Genomic DNA, 18335 nt, shown 5'->3' with positions numbered 1-18335 from the left:
CCCCTCCCTATTTTTAATACATTATTGTCACTTCTGTAACCAATGAGGTTCCTTTAATTGGTGCGATCCTAATCCCAGTTGCAATAAGAGCCGGTTTACCACCAATTGGTGCAGCGATTGCTATTTCACTAGCCGGTCAAGGCATGGCTCTTTCTGCAGATTATATGATTCAAATAGCACCGATGCTAAATGCCACCTCTGCTGGAATTGCTGTTGCACCAGTTGCTGATCGAGCATTGATCTTGTCTCTTATTACAGGTGGCGTAGCTTTATCAACGGCTTACTTCTTTTTAAGGAAATCGATCAAAGAGCCATCGCGTAATCACTTAAGCAGCTGGCAAATGGCTGATTCCTCAAATTTAAAAGAGGATGCGTTGCCCCAAAGAGAAACGAAGAAAGCTAGCATTCTATTTGCCTTTGCCGTCCCGATATCGTTCTTACTGATCATTATCTACATGATCGCCTCCAAATTCTCTGAGACAATTCCAGATATGGAAGGTGGAGCTGGGGCTGCATTAATTGGCGGAACGGCAGTGCTATTATTGATTGCGGCATCCACAGTCTATAAAGTGCGTGATTCTTTAACAAACGTCAGTGACCATTTAGTCAAAGGCTTTGTCTTTGCATTTAAAGCAATGGGACCGGTCATTCCAATAGCCGGATTCTTCTTTATCGGAAGTGGTGATTATGCTGGTCGGATTTTAGGTGTTGCTGAAGGCGTTGAGGCTCCAGCATTTTTATTTGATCTCGTTCAAGCAGGTCAACAACTGATTCCTGAAAGTGCTTTTCTTGCCGCATTTGGCATTCTATTGATCGGCATGATTACAGGACTCGATGGCTCTGGGTTTTCAGGCTTGCCTCTTGTTGGATCATTATCTGGAGCTCTAAGTCAGAGTGTTGGAATTGATGCAGCGACACTTGCTGCAATTGGGCAAATGGGGTCGATCTGGGTTGGTGGAGGTACATTAATTGCTTGGTCCTCTCTCGTTGCTGTTGCAGGCTTTGCCAAGGTTCCTGTAATGGACTTAGTCCGAAAAAGTTTTTTCCCTGTTATTCTAGGATTAATTATTTCTACATTAGCAGCTTTGATACTTTTCTAGAAACTAAGAACTACGTATTCTCTTTGAATTTGTCTAGAGAGAGTACGTAGTTTTTTTCCTTTCCTTTACCTTAACTTGAAAGTACCAGTTATAAAAAACTTTTAATAGAAGAAGTGTTAAACATAAGCTTATCCAAGAATACAACCAATTCCATTGAATGTATTCAATTGTATCTGTGTACTTTTCTAGAATTATTTCTGATATTGTTATAGCTGTAACAAAACTAATTGTATAGAATATACGATAATACATTTGTTTACATACGGGATATAATAAAATATAGAAAACACCCATAGTAGGGTAAATAATAAATTCAAACGTAAAGCTCGTCTGGTTCACATCAGCAAATAATCGAACAGGATAAGCAATTAAATTCATTTCAACAACGAGAATTCCCAAAAACCATGTCACAAACTGTTGAAATAAGAAACAAATGCTTGCTTCACGTCTTCGCTGTACTGGTATGAACAGTAAGAATAGTATAGCCAGTGCCCAAACAATATATAGAATCGTTTCACTCGTATTCATAGCCACTCCTGCTTTCTAGAATTAAATCTCCTCTTAAAAACCATTGAATGAACTTTCTACATAAGACAAACTCAATGAGGAAATTGAAGAAACTGCTAATCACTCCACTAACAGTTAAAAAAATCAAATTTGTAAAAATACTAACTAGGATGATAATGGTTAGAATCAAAAGGACAAAAAATAAATAATACAATGCCTTTAATCGCCTGCATCTGTGTTCCGGAAACCACAACTGAAAGAAAACCGCAATAGAAGGATAAACAATATATTCTAAACTAAAATTAATTTTCGTCGCATGTGGAAATTCTAAAGTACCTGCCTGAAGCAAACCATAGTGCGTTAAAACAATGCTAAATGCCCATGTTAATGCGTGAAAATAGAGAAAGACAGCAACCAATTCTCTTATTCGATCTTTAGGCACAAAAATGAGAAGAAGAAGCGGAAACAAAATCCACAATAATAAGAGTGTTATTTGATCAATGGTCATCTTTCAATACCTCCTTGTTCCCTTCTTACTAGTGTTCAACCATTTAATATAATATATTCAAAAAAGGAACCGACAGCCTGATGCCTAACGGTTCCTTAATGATTCATTGAATAATATGTTGCACTCGACCTACTTGACCATCTACTAACCTGACCTTAATTCCGTGTGGATGATTTGGCGATTTTGTGAGAATATCTTTAACAAATCCTCTTGTTAACTTACCTGTGCGTTGATCTTGTTTTAGAACAATATCAACTTCAATACCTGGCTTTATTTGATTTCGATCTTTGCCGTTCATCTTAGCTGTCCCCCTCTTCACTTTCCAATACTTCTAGGACGTATGGAAAAGCATAGACCTCTCCATCTATCTTAAATTCTGCCCATAATTTATACATACCTGCTTTTTCAAAATGGGCTGCAAATATTGGCTCTTCAATTGATTTAGGATGCACATGAATATATGAGTCAACCATTTCATTAACAATGACAACATGTCCTAATGCACCTAGATATGGTTCAACATCAGCATTGACAGAAAAATGCAAGTTCGCTTGTTCACCTGCAATGATCGGTTCATGTCCAAGTGTGACCTCAATATCTTCAATGCGAACGGTTTTTTCGGATTCTACAAGAGGTTGATGTTGATGCTCCTCATGATCGTGGCCAACACCATGTAGTGATATTGGTTGAACTTGGTATGCTCCATTTGTCGGAACGATATCAACAAATACTTGATAGGAGCGACTTTCATGCTCTGATTCAACCGTAAAGCTCCCATCAGACATTTGCTCCGGATGAAGATGAACAAACGATTCAAGATCTTCACTCACTAAAATCAGGTGCATTTTCTTTTCATGATTCATCTCGAGACTCGGTACTTCGCCATTTTCGTCTACTAGGTTAACAGTAAGGAGGTTGTTGTGATACTTGACATCAACTTCAATGGTAGAATTGACCTCATCCTCAACAACATGCTGATGATCATGTTCACCATTCTCTTGATGTTCCTCAGCTTGACCTTGTTCGTGTCCATGATTATCTTCACTTGACTGAGTTGAAAAAACGTCGTAGCTCACAATCACTGCGATGAGAATACCTAGTGCTGCGAGTACCCATCCTTGAACTGTTTTCATCTTTGAACTCTCCTTATGGACGTACTTTTGCTTTTTGTAATCGTAATGCGTTTAAGACGACGGAAACAGAACTAAACGCCATTGCAGCTCCAGCTACCCACGGGGCTAATAGACCAATTGCAGCAATAGGAATCCCAATTGTATTATAAACAAATGCGAAAAATAAATTTTGCTTAATATTCGTCATTGTCTTACGGCTAATGATAATCGCATCAACAACACTCATTAAATCCCCACGCATTAGCGTAACATCTGCTGCTTCTATAGCTACGTCAGCTCCAGTGCCAATTGCCATCCCTATATCAGCTACAGCTAAGGCCGGAGCATCGTTTAATCCATCACCAACCATAGCCACCTTTTTTCCTTCTGACTTCAATCGCTCAATAACGGAACTTTTTTCCTGTGGTACTACTTCTGATATCACATTTGTAATTCCAACCTGTTTCGCAATTGAATTGGCGGTTCTCTTATTGTCTCCAGTTAGCATTATGACCTCTAATCCTAACTGTTGCAAGGCAGTAATTGCTTCTTTTGATGTTTCCTTTACAGTATCAGCAACTGCTAATGTCCCTTTATAGCGCCCATTAACTGCAATCAGCATTGCCGTTTTCCCTTCTAATTCGAGTGTTTCCAATTCATTTACCGCTAATTTGAAATCAACCTCTCGCTCATGTAGTAGCTTTCTCGTGCCGATCACTACATGCTGTCCCTCGACAACACCCTCCACTCCGTATCCAGGAATTGCTGTAAATTCAGTTGCAGTAAGAAGCGAAACACCCCTTTCCTTGGCTCCATCAACAATTGCCTTTGCTAAAGGATGTTCAGATTGATTTTCAATAGTTGCGACTAGTTGAAGGACCTTTTCGTCATCTGTAATGAAATTGGTTAATACCGGTTCTCCTTTTGTGACTGTTCCCGTCTTATCTAGTACAACGGTTTGAATCGATTGCGTACTTTCAAGGTATTCGCCACCTTTAAATAGCAATCCAAGTTCTGCGGCCCGACCCGATCCTGCCATAATCGATGTTGGGGTCGCTAAACCTAACGCACATGGACAAGCAATAACTAAAATTGAAATCGTCGGAATTAACGCTGCCGAAAGATCTCCAGTTGTTATAACAAAGTACCATAACAAAAATGTGATCGCTGCGATCGCAATGACAATAGGTACAAATATTCCCGAAACCTTATCAGTTAATCGTTGAATATTGGCCTTAGACCCCTGAGCCTCTTCAACGATCTTAACAATCTGTGCAAGCGCTGTATCTTTACCAACCTTTGTAGCAACCATTTTTATTGAACCATTTTTATTAATAGTTGATCCTATAACTGTGTCATCAGATTGCTTATCAACGGGAATACTCTCCCCAGTAATCATCGATTCATCAATCGCCGTAGTCCCTTCAATAATCGTCCCATCTACAGGTATTTTTGATCCTGGTTTTACAAGAAGGTAATCCCCTACTACAACCTCTTCAATCGGAATCTCTGTTGTTTCACCATCTCTAATGACAAATGCTGTCTTAACCTGTAATCCAAGTAGCTTTTGAATCGCCTGACTTGTTCGGCTTTTCGCTCGAACTTCGAAAAGCTTCCCAAGCACAATTAGTGTGATGATAACTGCAGAAGCCTCAAAATACAGTTCAGGCATTCCGAGATAACCTTGCTGATTGGCAATAATAGCTAAATAAAGACTATAGAAATATGCAGCGGAGGTTCCCATTGCTACGAGGACATCCATATTTGCACTTTTATTAGTTAGTGCTTTGTATGCCCCCCTGTAAAATTGAGCACCAACAATAAATTGCACGGGTGTTGCAAGAGCTAATTGGACCCAAGGATTCATGAACATTTCCGGCATCCAAATGAATGAGGTAAATTCAAAATGAGTAACCATTGACCACAGAAGTGGCAATGTTAAAATAGCAGAAAATAAAAATTTACCTAGTTGTTGATTCAGCTCTAGTTGTTTTTCAGAGGCCTGCTCTTCTACTTCCCTGTTCTCTTTTAATTCAAATCCTATTTTCTTTACGGCTTCCTTCATAGTTGATGGCTGAGTCGAACCTTCAACATAACTTATCGTGGCTTTCTCCATGGCTAGATTCACATTAACCTGCTGCACTCCATCAAGTTTTGATAGCTTTTTCTCTATGCGACTTGAACAAGCAGCACATGTCATTCCTATAACATCGAACTCGGCTTTTTTTAATTGAACACCATAGCCTAGCTTTTCGACTTTTTCAGTTAATTGCTCGAGATCAACTTTGTCTGATTCATAACTGATCGTTGCCTTTTCAGTCGTTAAATTAACATTAGCTTGTTCAACACCTACAACTCTATTTAAGCCCTTTTCTACTCTTGTTGAACATGCCGCACATGTCATTCCAGATATTTGAAAGGATATCGTTTTCTGAGTCATCAAAATCCCTCCTCTTCATTACCCCCACAGGGTATATTAGTTTTAATAATAAAACGCACCTAGTAGGTACGTTTAAGCTACAACATCATATCCTTGCTCTTCTATTTCAGCTTTGATCTTTTCTAATGATACTGCTTCTTTATCAAATGTTACTTCAACTAAATTAGCACCTAAATCCACTTTAACTGAAGAAACTCCAGATAATTTGCTGACGCTTCCTTCAACTGCTGAAACACAGTGTCCGCAAGACATTCCTTGTACATTGATTGATACTGATTCCATAAAAGTACACCATCCTAATTTTGATTTCATTTCAAGATTACCATACTCCCCCACGGTATTCAAGATATAAGTATTATGTTTTTGTTAATCGTTCTACAACATCCATTAACTCCGATATTGCTTCATCACCATTTCCTTGTTTGATCGCGTCGGCAACACAATGTTTGGTGTGATCCTCCATTAATTGCAAACTAACCTTTTTCATTGCCGCATTGACTGCAGAAATTTGAATCAAGATATCAACACAGTATCGATCATTTGTAACCATATTTTGTATCCCTCTTACTTGTCCTTCAATTCGTTTTAGTCGATTAATAAGCTGATCTTTCTCACGATCTTGTCGATGCGTCACTTGTTCATCTTCATGTGAATGAGCCATGTATCGATCCCCTCCCACAATACCTTGTATGGGTATATCATAACATAGTCTAAATATATAATGTCAAAGAACTAGTGTGCATTTTTTCCGCTTCATTGAAGTTATTATTTGATACTCCAGAGTTTCTATTCTAGTTGAATTAACCCTTTGTGCCATGTTCATTACGACTTGTACATAATTTCTGCTCCTCTTAAATAAAATGAAAGAAGCACATCAGGAAGGAGACAACATTCATGCAGTTAACATTACTTATTATTAATTTTCTATTTCTACTAGGTTGGTTGCTTTATTTTACCTATTATCTAAAAGAAGAAATGAATAGTATGGTCGCAATGGTTGTATCAATGGCACTCGGAATGGTTATTGGTTTGTATGTCGGAACAATCTCTTACATTCTGTATCCAGATTTCTTTTTTGAAGTGACCATCGTTTCAATGCTCGTCGGGGGTATAATCGGGGTGATCGCTGGCTTACCTTCTTCACTTGCTGCAGTTTTGGATGGGTTATTATCGGGAGCAATGGGTGGCATGATGGGGACAATGCTTGGGATGATGATATCACCTGATCATCACATCCAACTCTTAAATATACTAAGTGTATGGACTGTTGGGATTTTCTTTTTTGTATACTTATTATTAATTAAAGAGATCGAAAAACTGAAAACCACTAAGAATTTTTGGGTTCATCCCCTTACGTATTTCCTTTTAATCTGTGTGTTTCTGTTTTTCATCAATGATTACAGTATTGTAGGCAAAAATGAGATTCATCACGACGAACACCATTATTACTTAATTGATATCAAACAAAACGACAAAATTATAGACGTCTAAACTCTATGGCCAATAGGAAGAGAGCCTGGGACAACTAACAGAAAACTCGAACAAGTGGTAGAGAGCGGACGTTAACCGCTCTTAACTTATACTTAGCCACATGATTGCTCTCTGTTCGGAATTCAGATAGAAACTTTGGTATGCCCAGTGCTTCTTGTCTTATTCATCTAATAGCTCTTGAAGACTTGGAAAATAGTCATACACCTGTCCAACGGGGATCGCTAAACCATACCCCTCTTCAGTGCCTAGTGAACGAGCATAAACGACACCAACAACTTCTCCATTTTGAGCAATTACAGGACTTCCACTATGTCCAGGTAAGATTTTATTAGATATCCTCATTCGTTGAAAAGGATTTTCATTATTTAATATTTGCCCTTCATTGACAATTTGTGTTTGGAGTCGCGGGTTTCCAATCACATAAATGTCTTCATTTTCCTTAGCATCCGACGAACGTAGAGTCAAAAAAGGCAGATCCTCTCCATCGACCTTTAACAAAGCTAAATCGGGTTCCTCCATTGATTCTACAATTTCAGCCGTAAAATAATCGCCATTTGGAAAGGATACAGTTAATGGCTGTCTTTGAGATACTACATGATGATTTGTTAGGATGTAGCCATTATCACTAATTGAAAAACCAGTTCCTCGTCCACCATTTCCTTGTATGGCTACAACTGCCTCTTTATAAATTGATACATCCTCCTGCTGACTTAGCTCCTCAGACGTTTCCGTGAGCTCTCTCGATTCCTCCGACAAAATATTGAACCAAATGTTTCCGACTTGTAAAATTAATACGACAGCAACGATCAAGCCGATCACTCGGAACAGCACCGTTTTCCGTCGTTTTTTATCTTTTTCATCTACCGTTTCTTCTTCATCAAAAAGAAAATCCTCCGGTGCAGGCTCTTCAAATTCTACTTCTTCTTCATCTGTTTCTTTCATTTAATCACCTATTCTTTCCACTACATTCTACTCTATTTTAACAAAAATCTTCATTGCAGAGAAATCACAAATTCGTTTAATTGTTCGTTTTGACTCAGATGCTTTATAATAATACATACCAGTTCAATTCGCTAGGTTGGGAGGCTATACTTTGGAATTAATACATATTAAGGAAGTCCAGAAGCATATTGATTTTTTTAGCAATCGAAAGGTCTATGTACATTTAGAAACGACTAATGGAGCATATGCATCTCATAATGATCAGGCATTTCATTCTGCCGGTGCTTATATTCGCAATGCACTTGTTGTATATGAACATGGAAAAATCGCTGGTGACGGGCCATATCGTGTTGGGCTCAAACTGGAAATCGGTTGGATTTATGCAGAGGGACTCACGCATTTTGAAATGGATCAACATGGGCGCTTGTTACTTGCAGGTCACGGAACAGATGGAAAACTAGCAGTTGCTCTTGAAATAAGTCCAACACCTTTTGAATAAGAGAGGAGAGATCATCATGAAGAAAGAAAGACAGGTTCTTGTCATATTCCCACATCCAGATGATGAAGCATTTGGTGTCTCAGGAACCATCTCAATGCATACAAGTCAAGGAACACCCGTTACTTATGCGTGTCTAACTCTTGGAGAAATGGGAAGAAATTTGGGGAATCCGCCATTCGCCACTAGGGAATCTCTCCCCCAAATACGAAAGCAAGAACTATTAAAAGCGGCTGAGGTTATGGGAATTCAAGATTTGCGTATGCTTGGCTTTCGTGATAAAACGATTGAATTTGAGAAAGAGGATAAAATGATTGCGCTTGTTTTAGACTTGATTAATGAGCTAAATCCTTCTCTGATTATTACCTTTTATCCAGGTCATGCAGTACACCCTGATCACGACGCAACAGGTCGTGCTGTCATAAAAGCGGTGGAACAACTTGAAGTTTCACAACGACCAACTGTTCATTGCCTCGCATTTTCAAACAATCATCAAGACGAAATTGGAGAAGCTGATGTGATCATTAACATCCAACCATACGCAAATCAAAAAATTGCTGCAATGAGAGCACATATCTCCCAAACAGCATGGATGTTAAAGGATATGGAGCCAAAATGGGCAAATGGTGATCCAGAAGCAATGGCTTGGCTTCAAACAGAACGCTTCTGGACCTATCAATTCTAATTCTTGTTTAAATTAATCGTGTGTTTCACATATCATTGTGAAACACACTTTTTTTAGTTGCACGCTTTTCTAATCTCTTGTATACTATATATTTTGTAAATGGCTATGAAAAGGAGTGGTTGGGTGCTTTTAACGAAGCTACGGGCGGAAGAGGAGATGAAAGAGCCCGAACAAATCAAAGAAGAGTACGAAGATTTAGAGTTTCAATTGTTTCGCATGCAACAAAACATGAAGGAAATTGCTAAGCAACAGCAAGTCCTCGGCATCGAACAAACAAAAGATGAAAAATGGGTGATTGTGTCATTGGTTGATGATGGGTATTCATGCAAGATTCTACTGAACGAGTGTGAATCCGCCTATCGTGGCAACTGGGACTTTATGATTCAAGCAAAATATGACGACCCTTCGACGATCTTTATTGGTGACATTAAAGGTGAAGAAAACAAAGGATTCGGTTCGATTTGCATGGATTATCTAAAGGAACATGCCCTTGATCAAAATATTCGTTGCATTAAAGGCGACCTCGCCAAACGAGATTGGGATCATCTTGATAGACTCATCCATTTTTATGAGAAGCATGATTTTGATATAGTTGTCAATGAAGCCGAGCAATCAGGTGAAATCTATTGGAATCCCCCCTATTAGGATAAGGAGGGCACTAATAAGGTATGACTCTACCTTTTCAGTGCCCTTTTTTTCCATTTCCTTTGTGTACTTGCGGTTATTCATCGTTTTTTTAAATTTTTTAAATAATTCATACTTATTTCAATGCTTTCTAGTGGGCTGAGGCGACTTACATCTTGTTCGACAATCCACCATTCTACTCCGGCTTCCTCCCCTAACTGGAGAATGCCCTCGATGTCAATACCGCCTGTTCCTAGTTCCGCAAAAAATTGTTCTTCATCCGTCGTCATGTCTTTTAAATGAATCAATGGGGTACGGCCCTTATAACGCTTGATCCATTCAAATGGATTTTCTCCAGCTTTTGTTAACCAGTAAATATCAAGCTCTGTTTGTACAAGCTCCGCACTAGTGTCATCAAAAATTGCTTCGAGTGCCTTCCGCCCATCACTAAGTAACTCTAGCTCAAATTCATGATTATGATAGCATAGAGTAAGTCCCTCTTCCTTTATTCTTTTCCCTGCCTTTTCAAGAAAGTCTATATGAGAATAGTAATCCTCTTCACTCCGTTGATCAGGTGCAAGAAATGGACAAACAATGAACTTGCTACCAATTGTTTTCTGATCTGCAATAACTTCATCCAAATTATCTTTTAATCGCTCTAATGAAATATGACTTGATGCAGCTTTTAAGCCAAACTCATCTAAGAGAGCTTTGACTTCCTCTGCTGTTCTGCCTTCAAAACCAGCAAATTCAACACCATCAAATCCTAATTCAGCAACCTTCTTTAATGTACCGACAAAATCTACCTTACTTTCCTCACGTAGTGTATACATTTGAACGGCAATTGGAGTACTTGACATCTAAATGACCTCTTTTCTGATTAAAAATGTAAGCCTTCTCAAAATAATAGATATTCATATAACTTATTTACTTCCATAATAGTCGATACATTGGTGTTTTCAAATAAATGATATAATTAAATCATACACTATTTTGCTATTTATATCTTTAGGAGGTCACTCATGCTTTCGATTGGACTATGTAGTTTTTCGTTTCATTCAAAGAAATTTTATTCCTTAAATAAAAATGGAGTAACGAACTATCTTTTTAGATTACAGACGGAAGGCTCATGCGAAATTGACGTCAATGGAACAAGAACAGCAATTGAAAAGGGCGACCTTCTCCTTTTAAAACCGGGAGAGCAATATAATTTACGAATTGAAGATGATCAAAACAGTGGTGACTATTTCTTGTTTTGCAGTGGAGAATGGATCGAGGAATGGTGGAATCGATCGAACAAACCGACCATTTCGCGAATACATATTGATGAAAAAGTACTGCTGTTATGGCGTCAAATTATTATTGAAGAACGCCGTCCTATAGCGGAGAAGAGTCAGGAGCTAATCAGTTATCTATTGCAAGCACTATGTGTCTCTTTAGAACGAGCTGTTACGGAAACGCGTCCTGTTTTCAACCGCCCACCAGTCGTTACACAAATGATGAGGTTTATTGAAGAAAACGCCCTAACAGCTTTTAAAATTGAAGACGTCGCCCGTCACGTTAACCTAAGTGTATCTAGAGCTGTTCACCTATTTAAAAGCAGTGTTGGGAAAACAATGATCGAATATTCATTGGATATTCAATTATCATCAGCCATTGATCAAATGAAATATACATCGTTATCCCTTGGACAAATTGCAGACAATTGTGGATTCGGAAGCTATCCTTATTTCCATAAAATATTTAAAAGAACATATCAGATGTCCCCTGGTGTCTATAGGAGAATCGAGTAGAAACTTGATTGAGGGGTCCAATCAAATGTAATTTAAATAGCATATACAATAAGATAATCAAGAATAGCCTGGATAACAGTGTAAATAGTCACAATTAAGTCGCAAGTTGGAGGCTACTATGTTTGGTAATGTCTATTATTCAATGTTATTTATACTCATCATGATTATCTATGACTCTTATGATCAGAAGAAAAAAATCCCTATAGTAGCACATCGAGGAGCATCCTATTATGCACCAGAACATACAGCTGCGGCTTTTGATTTGGCAGTAGAAATGGGTGCTGATATTATTGAATTTGATATTCAAATGAGTAAGGACGGACAGCTGATAGTCATTCACGATTCTACAGTTGATCGCACAACCGACGGGCAAGGTCGAATTCAGGATATGACTCTAGCTCAACTTAAGAAGTTGGATGCCGGGAGTTGGTTCAATTCAAGATTCGGTAACGAAAAAATCCTTACATTAAAAGAGGTTATAAAGCAATATGGGAAAAAGGTTAAATTTCTTATTGAAATTAAAGATCCTTCCTTAAATGTTGGGATTGAAAAAAGATTAATTCATTTTTTTAACACATTATTAAGCAATGGTTATTCCATCGATTCTTTTATCGTACAATCCTTTGATTACACTATTTTACAACAACTAAAAAAAGCCATTCCATCACTTACCACTGGGCTGTTAGTCAACTTACAGACCCAGCTAACAAAAAAGCGACTAAGCGAGTGGTCAACCGTAGTGAATTATATTAATCCACACTATCTAACGGTTAACCAAGACATCGTTAACCTCATTCACAATGCAAAACTCAAAATAATGCCATGGGTAGTAAATAATAAAGAGATAGCTCTATATTTAAATGACTATCAAATTGATGGAATTATTACAAATAAACCTAATCTATTAGCGACAATATCTTCAGATCCAAGCCTAATTGAAACCGAAGAAGTTAAGTCAAAATTCAAGGCGACATTATCCTTACTCAGTCAAATTGACTTCGAAAAGACACTTGGGATTTTGAAAGTGGTAACCGAGACACTAAGTAATGAAGATTCTATTTAGTCAATGGCATATCGATCTTGATATGTGATGTAGGTTATACTCCCTTAGACTTTATTCCCTTTAGAATAAAAGAGTCTACACCCCATTCATAATCACAACGTTTTTCACTATACAAAAGAAAAAGAGAGTCTCAGTAGTAAAGCTGAGACTCTCTTGCCGTTCTACTAAAAAGAGAAATAACCATCCTACGTTGTCTCTACTTCAGTGTTTATGCTATATACTACCTACTAGTACCTTATGCAAGCAAAAATTGAAACGAATCAGACACTAGTCTATCAATCAAAAAAGGGGCTGGCATACAGAGTTTAATATTCTCCAAAAGGATTAAAAACTCATAAATGTAGTTTGAAACTGAAAGGCTTTCAGGGAGCACACATCAAAATTGAAAACCTAGTTCATTAGACTAATTTTCATATAATTGTGCTAATATCTCTGTCCCATCTACGACTTTTTCATAGGATAACAAAAAGGAGGGATGGATATGTTTAATGGAATTGAAAAAAAGACTGGTGTCAAATTTGAAGATATTTTAAAACTAACAGATTCAGTTAAGGGTGTAAATTTCCAGGACGAACAATCTGTAAGACAATTAATAGATAAAGTTGCTAAATTAGCTAACAAGCCAGTTTCACCTGAAATGTCGAACTCAATTGTTGACATGTTAGTTAACAAAAAACAAAAGATTGATGAGAAGACGATTTCCCAATTGTTAAACAATAAGAAATAATCAAAATCACTAAACTCTCAAACTGAAAGGGAATAACTGCCTTTTCAGTTTTTTTCATTAAAGTTGGCACTTGTTAACGTTTCGTTCACCTCAGTTCTACTTAGTCTTTCTTCGTCTATACACAACATCGCAACATGAATAGTATATAAGAGCAATTGAATAATCAGCAGGAGGTACAGTTATGCTTCAACTATTACAATCATTACTTAAAAAAAAGCTACCAAATAATCCACCTGGAAATCAATCGAATATGAGAGGTTCACTCAATCCAGATCATCAAAGATATATAGCGAATAGTCAATCTAGGAATACAAGTCAAAGAATGATGCCAAATCTAAGTGGCCAAATAGGTAGGTCAACCCCATTCACAAAAGGAAAACAAGTCAATAGAATGCAGAATTCAAACCAACTACAACAAACAAGATCAGCTCTCCCCTTACCGTCTACAACTACTTCCTCAAAAATACTTGGAACACTCGGAAATGTTCAGAGCATTGTTAAAGTGGTAGAAGAGTCATTACCAATGATTGAAAAATATAGTCTAGTCTTGCCCCAACTAATTAAGGAACTAAAGAAAGACAACAGCAGCAAGGAACAAACGAAAAACCAAAATGAAATAGATAAAATGAATTCAACAAGGCCCTCTCCTCAAAAAGTTAATAATAAAACTAGTCGACCAAAACTGTATTTAGCTTCTAAATGATCTAGCTATTATGACTGTAAACATAAAATCTTGTATAATAAAAGACACTTAATCAGATTTAGTGTCTGTTTTTTCTATGTAAAAGCACACTAACTTTATGTTACAGACTACCCTTATCATACTTTTACTAACAAGAGTCCGGGACATAACTAAAGTGTCTGACTGAAATACCGAACAAAGCAAGCACGTAGCGGATGAAATATACGTAGACTCCTGCGGGATCAAAAAGCCAAAGGTGAGACCCCACAGTCGTAGACGAGGAGGCTCACCGGCTTCCCGCGGAAAGCGAAGTATATTTCAGGAGCGGTTTCCTTCCGCCAACTATATTGCTCGGATTTTCTTAGTTAAATCACTTTTATCCCAGCCTCTTATCTGAAATAACTTATTGTTGTAACTGATTGGGCTCCATCTTGCCAGCCCCTGCCATGATTTGCATGTCTGTTGGTAATGTTCCATGGATATAAGGTGGTGCAGGTTGTAGATGCGGGATTTGTCCCATTGGTTTCGGGTCTGCATTATACTCAAAGTTGGCTTGTCCGTCATAAGAAGGACCATGTGCCCAGCTTCCTTCTTTACTCTCTTCACCCTGTGAAAAGTTCATAAACGTATAAGAAACTTCCTGTTTTTCAAATTCCTGATTAAATGTACTAGGTACAACTGCACCTTGAGTACGCTCTAATTCCTCAATTGCTGCCATCCACTGATTTTGGTGCATTGTGTCACGAGCAATTAAGAACTGAAGCATATCACGTACACCAGGGTCTGTCGTCATTTCATAAAGTCTAACTACTTGAAGACGACCTTGAGACTCAGCATTTAAATTCGCTCTAAAATCTGCTAGTAAATTCCCACTAGCGATTGTGTAGCGAGAAGTCCACGGGTACCCTACACTATCCTCTGGCTTAGCTCCTAACCCACTAACGATTGCATGTTGGGGATTCATCCCACCTAAAACAGCTTGAACTGCAGGATCAGCTGCCGCGTGGTCTTGATCACCAGCAGGAGCTCCGTCCAAAAGCTGTGCAATCATTGTTGCAATCATCTCAACGTGTGCAATCTCTTCTGTCCCTATATCTAAAATCATATCACGATATTTTTCATCTCCACGGCAATTCCAACCTTGAAATAGATATTGCATCATAACCGACATTTCACCGTATTGTCCACCTAGGATTTCCTGTAATTTTTTTGCATAAACCGGGTCTGGCTGTGTCGGCTTTGCATTGTATTGAAGCTCTTTCACATGGTAAAACATACAAACACGTCCTTTACTAAGTATTTGTTCATTTATAGTGTGGATCAATAAAAGCGAATTATATCTGGAAACATTTTTCTGCCGTTTTCAATATGTTCCGTAACTAAATTTTCGCTTTGGTTAAATCGTTCTAAGATATATTTTCAGCTATTCTGTTTAAAATTTTTGTAGCAAGGGAATTCGACAATTGAGGTGATTACATGAGATATAATAATGAAATAGACATACCACTCGGTAAGAACGAAACAATTGTTATTAAGAAACGTTACGAATTTTTCTATCATTTAAACGATGTTATCATCGCACTTTTATTTTTAGTAGGAAGTATTTTTTTCTTATCATCAGAGACAAAAGAGCAAGGCATCTGGCTATTTATTATCGGTAGTGCACTATTTGTAATAAGACCATTTATTCAATTTTTAAAAATGTTTCACCTAAAAAGAAGGAACTCACAATCAAAGTAAAATTTGATTTTCGGGAGGATTTTCGATGGACTTATTCAATAATACAGAAATAGTGACACCACTTTTACGGATCTTTCTTGTGATTATTCTATGTGGAATGATTGGACTTGAGCGTGAGATAAAAAAACAAGCTGCTGGTCTACGTACGCATATACTGGTTGGTTTAGGTGCATGCCTCTTAATGCTTTTATCTCTAGATGGTTTTTCCAACTTCATTACTACATATCCGAACGTAACAACAATTGACCCTTCTCGGATACCTTCTTATGTCATTACTGGTATTGGATTTCTAGGTGCGGGGACAATAATTGTACAAGGTGGCGGAACCCAAATTCGCGGTCTGACAACTGCAGCCTCTATTTGGATTGTCGCAGGAATTGGTTTAGTTGTTGGGAACGGAATGTATTTTGAGGCAATTGTTACAACACTTCTCGTTCTATTTGTGTTATTTTTTTTAAACAAGCTGGAGGCTACATTTTTCCATAAAAATAAGAGTAATTTTATTCTAACTTTAAACGTGAAACAGCCATTTTCCTTTACTACACTATCGAATACGATTGAAAACAATGGAGGGTCTATTGTAAAAACGACGTCAGAAGCTGGTGAAAACTCCAACATGACCTTTCAATTTTTCATCCAACATACAAATGATCAAAAGAAAAAAGCGATTGTGGATTCGCTTTTACAATTGGACAATATTAAAAAGGTTACCACTCAATTAAACGAAGAAACCCCACAGTAATGTGGGATTTTTTCATTTTCGGTTAGATCAATCTTCATAAAGTAAATGGGCCATCTTCATTATACTAAAGTAATATTCAGACGGAGCACTTAGTCTATGCCTGGCTCAATGCAACATTAAGGACTTTTAATTCCTCTTCAATAACATTCAGGCGTTTTTCAAGTGGCGAGAGGTCTCCTTTAACGTACTCTAATTTTTCTAGATTATGTTGTAGTTGTAAGTACTCGTCCTTCAGCTCTGCTATTTGGTCCTCTATTTCTTTTCTAGTCATTTTCTAATTCACTCCTAATAAGACAGGTGTAGGTTCTTTCAACCTTATTATAAATGATTAAGACACTTGTTGCTTACACTTTCTCACCCAAAAAATAACATTGCAAAAAACATGTGAATTTGTACCTATTTCTGCTATTTAAAAACACTTGTGCTGTGCAGTGGCTGTACCCTTGAAGCAGGATCAATATACTGTTTTGCATTGTTGATTGCAATAGGTGCTTCTCCAAGGCCAACGGCTATTAGCTTTACTTTGCCCTCATAATTAACAATATCTCCTGCAGCATAGATTCCTTCGATATTTGTTTCCATTTTTGTGTTAACAAAGATAGAATTCCTATCCATCTCAAGTCCCCAGCTCTTAATAGGCCCTAAAGAAGAAATATTCCCATAATTGACAATGACATGATCAACATCTAATACTTCTTCATCTCCGTCTTTGCTGACAATAACAACTTGCTGAATTCCGTCCTCATCACCGATTAATGATTTCACAACATAAGGAATTTTCATTTCTACACTTGTTTCAGCTAATTGATTTACGCTACTTTCATGTGCTTTAAATTCTGCTCGACGGTGACAAAGGGTCACTTCAGCAACATCATTAAGCATCAACGACCAATCAATAGCAGAATCTCCCCCACCGCAAATAAGAACTTTAGAATCTTTAAAATCATTAATATCTTTTACTGAGTAGTGAAGATTTTTCCCTTCATAGAAATCCGCACGTTCAACGTTTAACTTTCGAGGTTCAAAAGCACCAATTCCTCCTGTGATAAGAATAGCTTTTGTGAGGTGAGTTTGACGATTTGTTTCGAGAGTGAACACCCCTTCTTTCTTTTCCACATGTAGAACCGTTTCATTAAGACAAATTTCTGGTGATGCAAACTGAGCTTGCTCGACCAATTGGCGAACAAAATCCTTTCCCTTAACTTTTGGGAAACCACCAATATCATAAATATACTTATCAGGATACAATTCACCGACTTGCCCACCTAATTGCCCTAAACTATCAATGATCTTCACCTTCATGTCACGCATACCTGCATAAAAAGTAGCAAATAAACCTGCTGGACCTCCACCAATAATAGTAATATCGAAAACTTCGAGTTCGTTCATTCCTTATACTCCTTTAATCCTATTTTTTCATTTGAAAGAGGCTGGGACATAACTAAAGTGGTTAACTTAAATACCGAATAATGCAATCACATAGCAAATGAAATATACGTAGACTCCCTCAGAGAAAGTTGATCTGACGGGGGTCTTCGTCTTTTTTTGTCCTCTTAAAAAAAACTTTTAGTACAGTCCTCCAAGATTAATATACACATACTGTAATTTAAAACAGAATATGGATAAAGCTTTGACGCGTTGCGTTGGCAGTGTGTAAAACACTTCCATTCAAGCTTATTTGCA

23 protein-coding genes are annotated in these 18335 nt (G+C 37.6%); 11 read left to right on the top strand and 12 right to left on the bottom strand.

Annotated features, from left to right (window positions below):
- Positions 1-143 precede the first annotated feature (143 nt).
- Positions 144-1100, top strand: coding sequence for a hypothetical protein (locus J7W16_RS04055; protein ID WP_210595946.1), 957 nt, complete (start codon positions 144-146; stop codon positions 1098-1100).
- Positions 1101-1133: 33 nt separating this feature from the next.
- Here J7W16_RS04055 and J7W16_RS04050 read toward each other — a convergent pair whose 3' ends face one another.
- From J7W16_RS04050 to J7W16_RS04020, 7 genes are all read right to left on the bottom strand, one after another.
- The gene (locus J7W16_RS04050) at positions 1134-1628 is read right to left on the bottom strand and encodes a CBO0543 family protein (protein WP_210595945.1); all 495 of its coding nucleotides are present in this window, start codon (positions 1626-1628) and stop codon (positions 1134-1136) included.
- Entirely contained in the window at positions 1615-2115 is a 501-nt protein-coding gene (locus tag J7W16_RS04045; RefSeq protein ID WP_210595944.1) for a CBO0543 family protein, read from the bottom strand. The genes J7W16_RS04050 and J7W16_RS04045 overlap by 14 nt, the downstream gene beginning before the upstream one ends.
- Before the next feature lie 103 nt (positions 2116-2218).
- Positions 2219-2413, bottom strand: coding sequence for a YwbE family protein (locus J7W16_RS04040; protein ID WP_210595943.1), 195 nt, complete (start codon positions 2411-2413; stop codon positions 2219-2221).
- A gap of 1 nt (position 2414) precedes the next feature.
- Positions 2415-3248, bottom strand: a complete 834-nt coding sequence (locus tag J7W16_RS04035; RefSeq protein ID WP_210595942.1) for a hypothetical protein — start codon at positions 3246-3248, stop codon at positions 2415-2417.
- 13 nt (positions 3249-3261) lie between these two features.
- Complete coding sequence (locus J7W16_RS04030) at positions 3262-5667, bottom strand: heavy metal translocating P-type ATPase (RefSeq protein WP_283246017.1); 2406 nt, start codon at positions 5665-5667, stop codon at positions 3262-3264.
- Positions 5668-5739: 72 nt separating this feature from the next.
- Entirely contained in the window at positions 5740-5949 is a 210-nt protein-coding gene (gene copZ / locus J7W16_RS04025) for a copper chaperone CopZ (RefSeq protein ID WP_210596629.1), read from the bottom strand.
- A gap of 73 nt (positions 5950-6022) precedes the next feature.
- Positions 6023-6328, bottom strand: a complete 306-nt coding sequence (locus J7W16_RS04020; protein WP_210595940.1) for a metal-sensing transcriptional repressor — start codon at positions 6326-6328, stop codon at positions 6023-6025.
- 233 nt (positions 6329-6561) lie between these two features.
- On the opposite strand from J7W16_RS04020, the gene J7W16_RS04015 reads away from it, so the two are divergent.
- On the top strand, positions 6562-7158 hold the full coding sequence (locus tag J7W16_RS04015; protein ID WP_210595939.1) for a hypothetical protein: 597 nt from the start codon (positions 6562-6564) through the stop codon (positions 7156-7158).
- Positions 7159-7317: 159 nt separating this feature from the next.
- Here the strand turns inward: J7W16_RS04015 and J7W16_RS04010 are convergent, their stop codons facing one another.
- Positions 7318-8100 (bottom strand): S1C family serine protease, encoded by a 783-nt coding sequence (locus J7W16_RS04010; RefSeq protein ID WP_210595938.1) that lies wholly within the window; start codon positions 8098-8100, stop codon positions 7318-7320.
- Positions 8101-8251: 151 nt separating this feature from the next.
- Between J7W16_RS04010 and J7W16_RS04005 the strand changes: the two genes are divergently transcribed.
- From J7W16_RS04005 to J7W16_RS03995, 3 genes are all read left to right on the top strand, one after another.
- Positions 8252-8599, top strand: a complete 348-nt coding sequence (locus J7W16_RS04005; protein ID WP_210595937.1) for a YojF family protein — start codon at positions 8252-8254, stop codon at positions 8597-8599.
- 16 nt (positions 8600-8615) lie between these two features.
- Positions 8616-9281: a bacillithiol biosynthesis deacetylase BshB2 gene (gene bshB2, locus J7W16_RS04000; RefSeq protein WP_210595936.1), complete on the top strand. Its 666-nt coding sequence runs from the start codon at positions 8616-8618 to the stop codon at positions 9279-9281.
- 156 nt (positions 9282-9437) lie between these two features.
- Entirely contained in the window at positions 9438-9926 is a 489-nt protein-coding gene (locus J7W16_RS03995) for a GNAT family protein (RefSeq protein WP_419095812.1), read from the top strand.
- Positions 9927-10006: 80 nt separating this feature from the next.
- Here the strand turns inward: J7W16_RS03995 and J7W16_RS03990 are convergent, their stop codons facing one another.
- Positions 10007-10765 carry a sugar phosphate isomerase/epimerase family protein gene (locus J7W16_RS03990; protein ID WP_210595934.1) on the bottom strand — a complete coding sequence of 253 codons (759 nt, stop codon included), beginning with the start codon at positions 10763-10765 and terminating at the stop codon, positions 10007-10009.
- Positions 10766-10927: 162 nt separating this feature from the next.
- Between J7W16_RS03990 and J7W16_RS03985 the strand changes: the two genes are divergently transcribed.
- The 4 genes from J7W16_RS03985 (at position 10928) to J7W16_RS03970 (ending at position 14191) form a co-directional block, all read left to right on the top strand.
- Complete coding sequence (locus J7W16_RS03985; RefSeq protein ID WP_210595933.1) at positions 10928-11698, top strand: AraC family transcriptional regulator; 771 nt, start codon at positions 10928-10930, stop codon at positions 11696-11698.
- 118 nt (positions 11699-11816) lie between these two features.
- Positions 11817-12761: a glycerophosphodiester phosphodiesterase gene (locus tag J7W16_RS03980; protein ID WP_210595932.1), complete on the top strand. Its 945-nt coding sequence runs from the start codon at positions 11817-11819 to the stop codon at positions 12759-12761.
- A 481-nt stretch (positions 12762-13242) separates the two neighbouring features.
- Positions 13243-13488, top strand: coding sequence for a stage VI sporulation protein F (locus tag J7W16_RS03975; protein ID WP_246879849.1), 246 nt, complete (start codon positions 13243-13245; stop codon positions 13486-13488).
- A 181-nt stretch (positions 13489-13669) separates the two neighbouring features.
- A complete protein-coding gene (locus J7W16_RS03970) occupies positions 13670-14191 on the top strand; it encodes a hypothetical protein (RefSeq protein WP_210595930.1) in 522 nt (173 codons plus the stop codon).
- 382 nt (positions 14192-14573) lie between these two features.
- Here the strand turns inward: J7W16_RS03970 and J7W16_RS03965 are convergent, their stop codons facing one another.
- Positions 14574-15446, bottom strand: a complete 873-nt coding sequence (locus J7W16_RS03965) for a manganese catalase (RefSeq protein ID WP_210595929.1) — start codon at positions 15444-15446, stop codon at positions 14574-14576.
- Between the two features lie 200 nt (positions 15447-15646).
- Here J7W16_RS03965 and J7W16_RS03960 point away from each other — a divergent pair, with 200 nt between their 5' ends.
- Both J7W16_RS03960 and J7W16_RS03955 read left to right on the top strand, forming a co-directional pair.
- Positions 15647-15910: a YrhK family protein gene (locus J7W16_RS03960; protein ID WP_210595928.1), complete on the top strand. Its 264-nt coding sequence runs from the start codon at positions 15647-15649 to the stop codon at positions 15908-15910.
- A gap of 25 nt (positions 15911-15935) precedes the next feature.
- Positions 15936-16652: an MgtC/SapB family protein gene (locus J7W16_RS03955; protein WP_210595927.1), complete on the top strand. Its 717-nt coding sequence runs from the start codon at positions 15936-15938 to the stop codon at positions 16650-16652.
- Positions 16653-16746: 94 nt separating this feature from the next.
- Here the strand turns inward: J7W16_RS03955 and J7W16_RS03950 are convergent, their stop codons facing one another.
- Positions 16747-16923 (bottom strand): SE1832 family protein, encoded by a 177-nt coding sequence (locus tag J7W16_RS03950; RefSeq protein WP_210595926.1) that lies wholly within the window; start codon positions 16921-16923, stop codon positions 16747-16749.
- A gap of 134 nt (positions 16924-17057) precedes the next feature.
- Positions 17058-18041: an NAD(P)/FAD-dependent oxidoreductase gene (locus J7W16_RS03945; RefSeq protein WP_210595925.1), complete on the bottom strand. Its 984-nt coding sequence runs from the start codon at positions 18039-18041 to the stop codon at positions 17058-17060.
- Positions 18042-18335: the final 294 nt, after the last annotated feature.

Source organism: Halalkalibacter suaedae, from assembly GCF_017939705.1.
GTDB classification, from domain to species: Bacteria; Bacillota; Bacilli; order Bacillales; family Bacillaceae_D; genus Halalkalibacter; species Halalkalibacter suaedae.
This window is presented reverse-complemented; position numbering and strand designations above follow the sequence as displayed.

What these genes read in the sequence shown, in the direction of transcription:
- J7W16_RS04055 (WP_210595946.1), top strand. Translation starts at nt 144, where the DNA reads ATGGCTCTTTCTGCAGATTATATGATTCAAATAGCACCGATGCTAAAT.
- J7W16_RS04050 (WP_210595945.1), bottom strand. Translation starts at nt 1,628, where the DNA reads ATGAATACGAGTGAAACGATTCTATATATTGTTTGGGCACTGGCTATA.
- J7W16_RS04045 (WP_210595944.1), bottom strand. Translation starts at nt 2,115, where the DNA reads ATGACCATTGATCAAATAACACTCTTATTATTGTGGATTTTGTTTCCG.
- J7W16_RS04040 (WP_210595943.1), bottom strand. Translation starts at nt 2,413, where the DNA reads ATGAACGGCAAAGATCGAAATCAAATAAAGCCAGGTATTGAAGTTGAT.
- J7W16_RS04035 (WP_210595942.1), bottom strand. Translation starts at nt 3,248, where the DNA reads ATGAAAACAGTTCAAGGATGGGTACTCGCAGCACTAGGTATTCTCATC.
- J7W16_RS04030 (WP_283246017.1), bottom strand. Translation starts at nt 5,667, where the DNA reads ATGACTCAGAAAACGATATCCTTTCAAATATCTGGAATGACATGTGCG.
- copZ (WP_210596629.1), bottom strand. Translation starts at nt 5,949, where the DNA reads ATGGAATCAGTATCAATCAATGTACAAGGAATGTCTTGCGGACACTGT.
- J7W16_RS04020 (WP_210595940.1), bottom strand. Translation starts at nt 6,328, where the DNA reads ATGGCTCATTCACATGAAGATGAACAAGTGACGCATCGACAAGATCGT.
- J7W16_RS04015 (WP_210595939.1), top strand. Translation starts at nt 6,562, where the DNA reads ATGCAGTTAACATTACTTATTATTAATTTTCTATTTCTACTAGGTTGG.
- J7W16_RS04010 (WP_210595938.1), bottom strand. Translation starts at nt 8,100, where the DNA reads ATGAAAGAAACAGATGAAGAAGAAGTAGAATTTGAAGAGCCTGCACCG.
- bshB2 (WP_210595936.1), top strand. Translation starts at nt 8,616, where the DNA reads ATGAAGAAAGAAAGACAGGTTCTTGTCATATTCCCACATCCAGATGAT.
- J7W16_RS03995 (WP_419095812.1), top strand. Translation starts at nt 9,438, where the DNA reads ATGAAAGAGCCCGAACAAATCAAAGAAGAGTACGAAGATTTAGAGTTT.
- J7W16_RS03990 (WP_210595934.1), bottom strand. Translation starts at nt 10,765, where the DNA reads ATGTCAAGTACTCCAATTGCCGTTCAAATGTATACACTACGTGAGGAA.
- J7W16_RS03985 (WP_210595933.1), top strand. Translation starts at nt 10,928, where the DNA reads ATGCTTTCGATTGGACTATGTAGTTTTTCGTTTCATTCAAAGAAATTT.
- J7W16_RS03980 (WP_210595932.1), top strand. Translation starts at nt 11,817, where the DNA reads ATGTTTGGTAATGTCTATTATTCAATGTTATTTATACTCATCATGATT.
- J7W16_RS03975 (WP_246879849.1), top strand. Translation starts at nt 13,243, where the DNA reads ATGTTTAATGGAATTGAAAAAAAGACTGGTGTCAAATTTGAAGATATT.
- J7W16_RS03970 (WP_210595930.1), top strand. Translation starts at nt 13,670, where the DNA reads ATGCTTCAACTATTACAATCATTACTTAAAAAAAAGCTACCAAATAAT.
- J7W16_RS03965 (WP_210595929.1), bottom strand. Translation starts at nt 15,446, where the DNA reads ATGTTTTACCATGTGAAAGAGCTTCAATACAATGCAAAGCCGACACAG.
- J7W16_RS03960 (WP_210595928.1), top strand. Translation starts at nt 15,647, where the DNA reads ATGAGATATAATAATGAAATAGACATACCACTCGGTAAGAACGAAACA.
- J7W16_RS03955 (WP_210595927.1), top strand. Translation starts at nt 15,936, where the DNA reads ATGGACTTATTCAATAATACAGAAATAGTGACACCACTTTTACGGATC.
- J7W16_RS03950 (WP_210595926.1), bottom strand. Translation starts at nt 16,923, where the DNA reads ATGACTAGAAAAGAAATAGAGGACCAAATAGCAGAGCTGAAGGACGAG.
- J7W16_RS03945 (WP_210595925.1), bottom strand. Translation starts at nt 18,041, where the DNA reads ATGAACGAACTCGAAGTTTTCGATATTACTATTATTGGTGGAGGTCCA.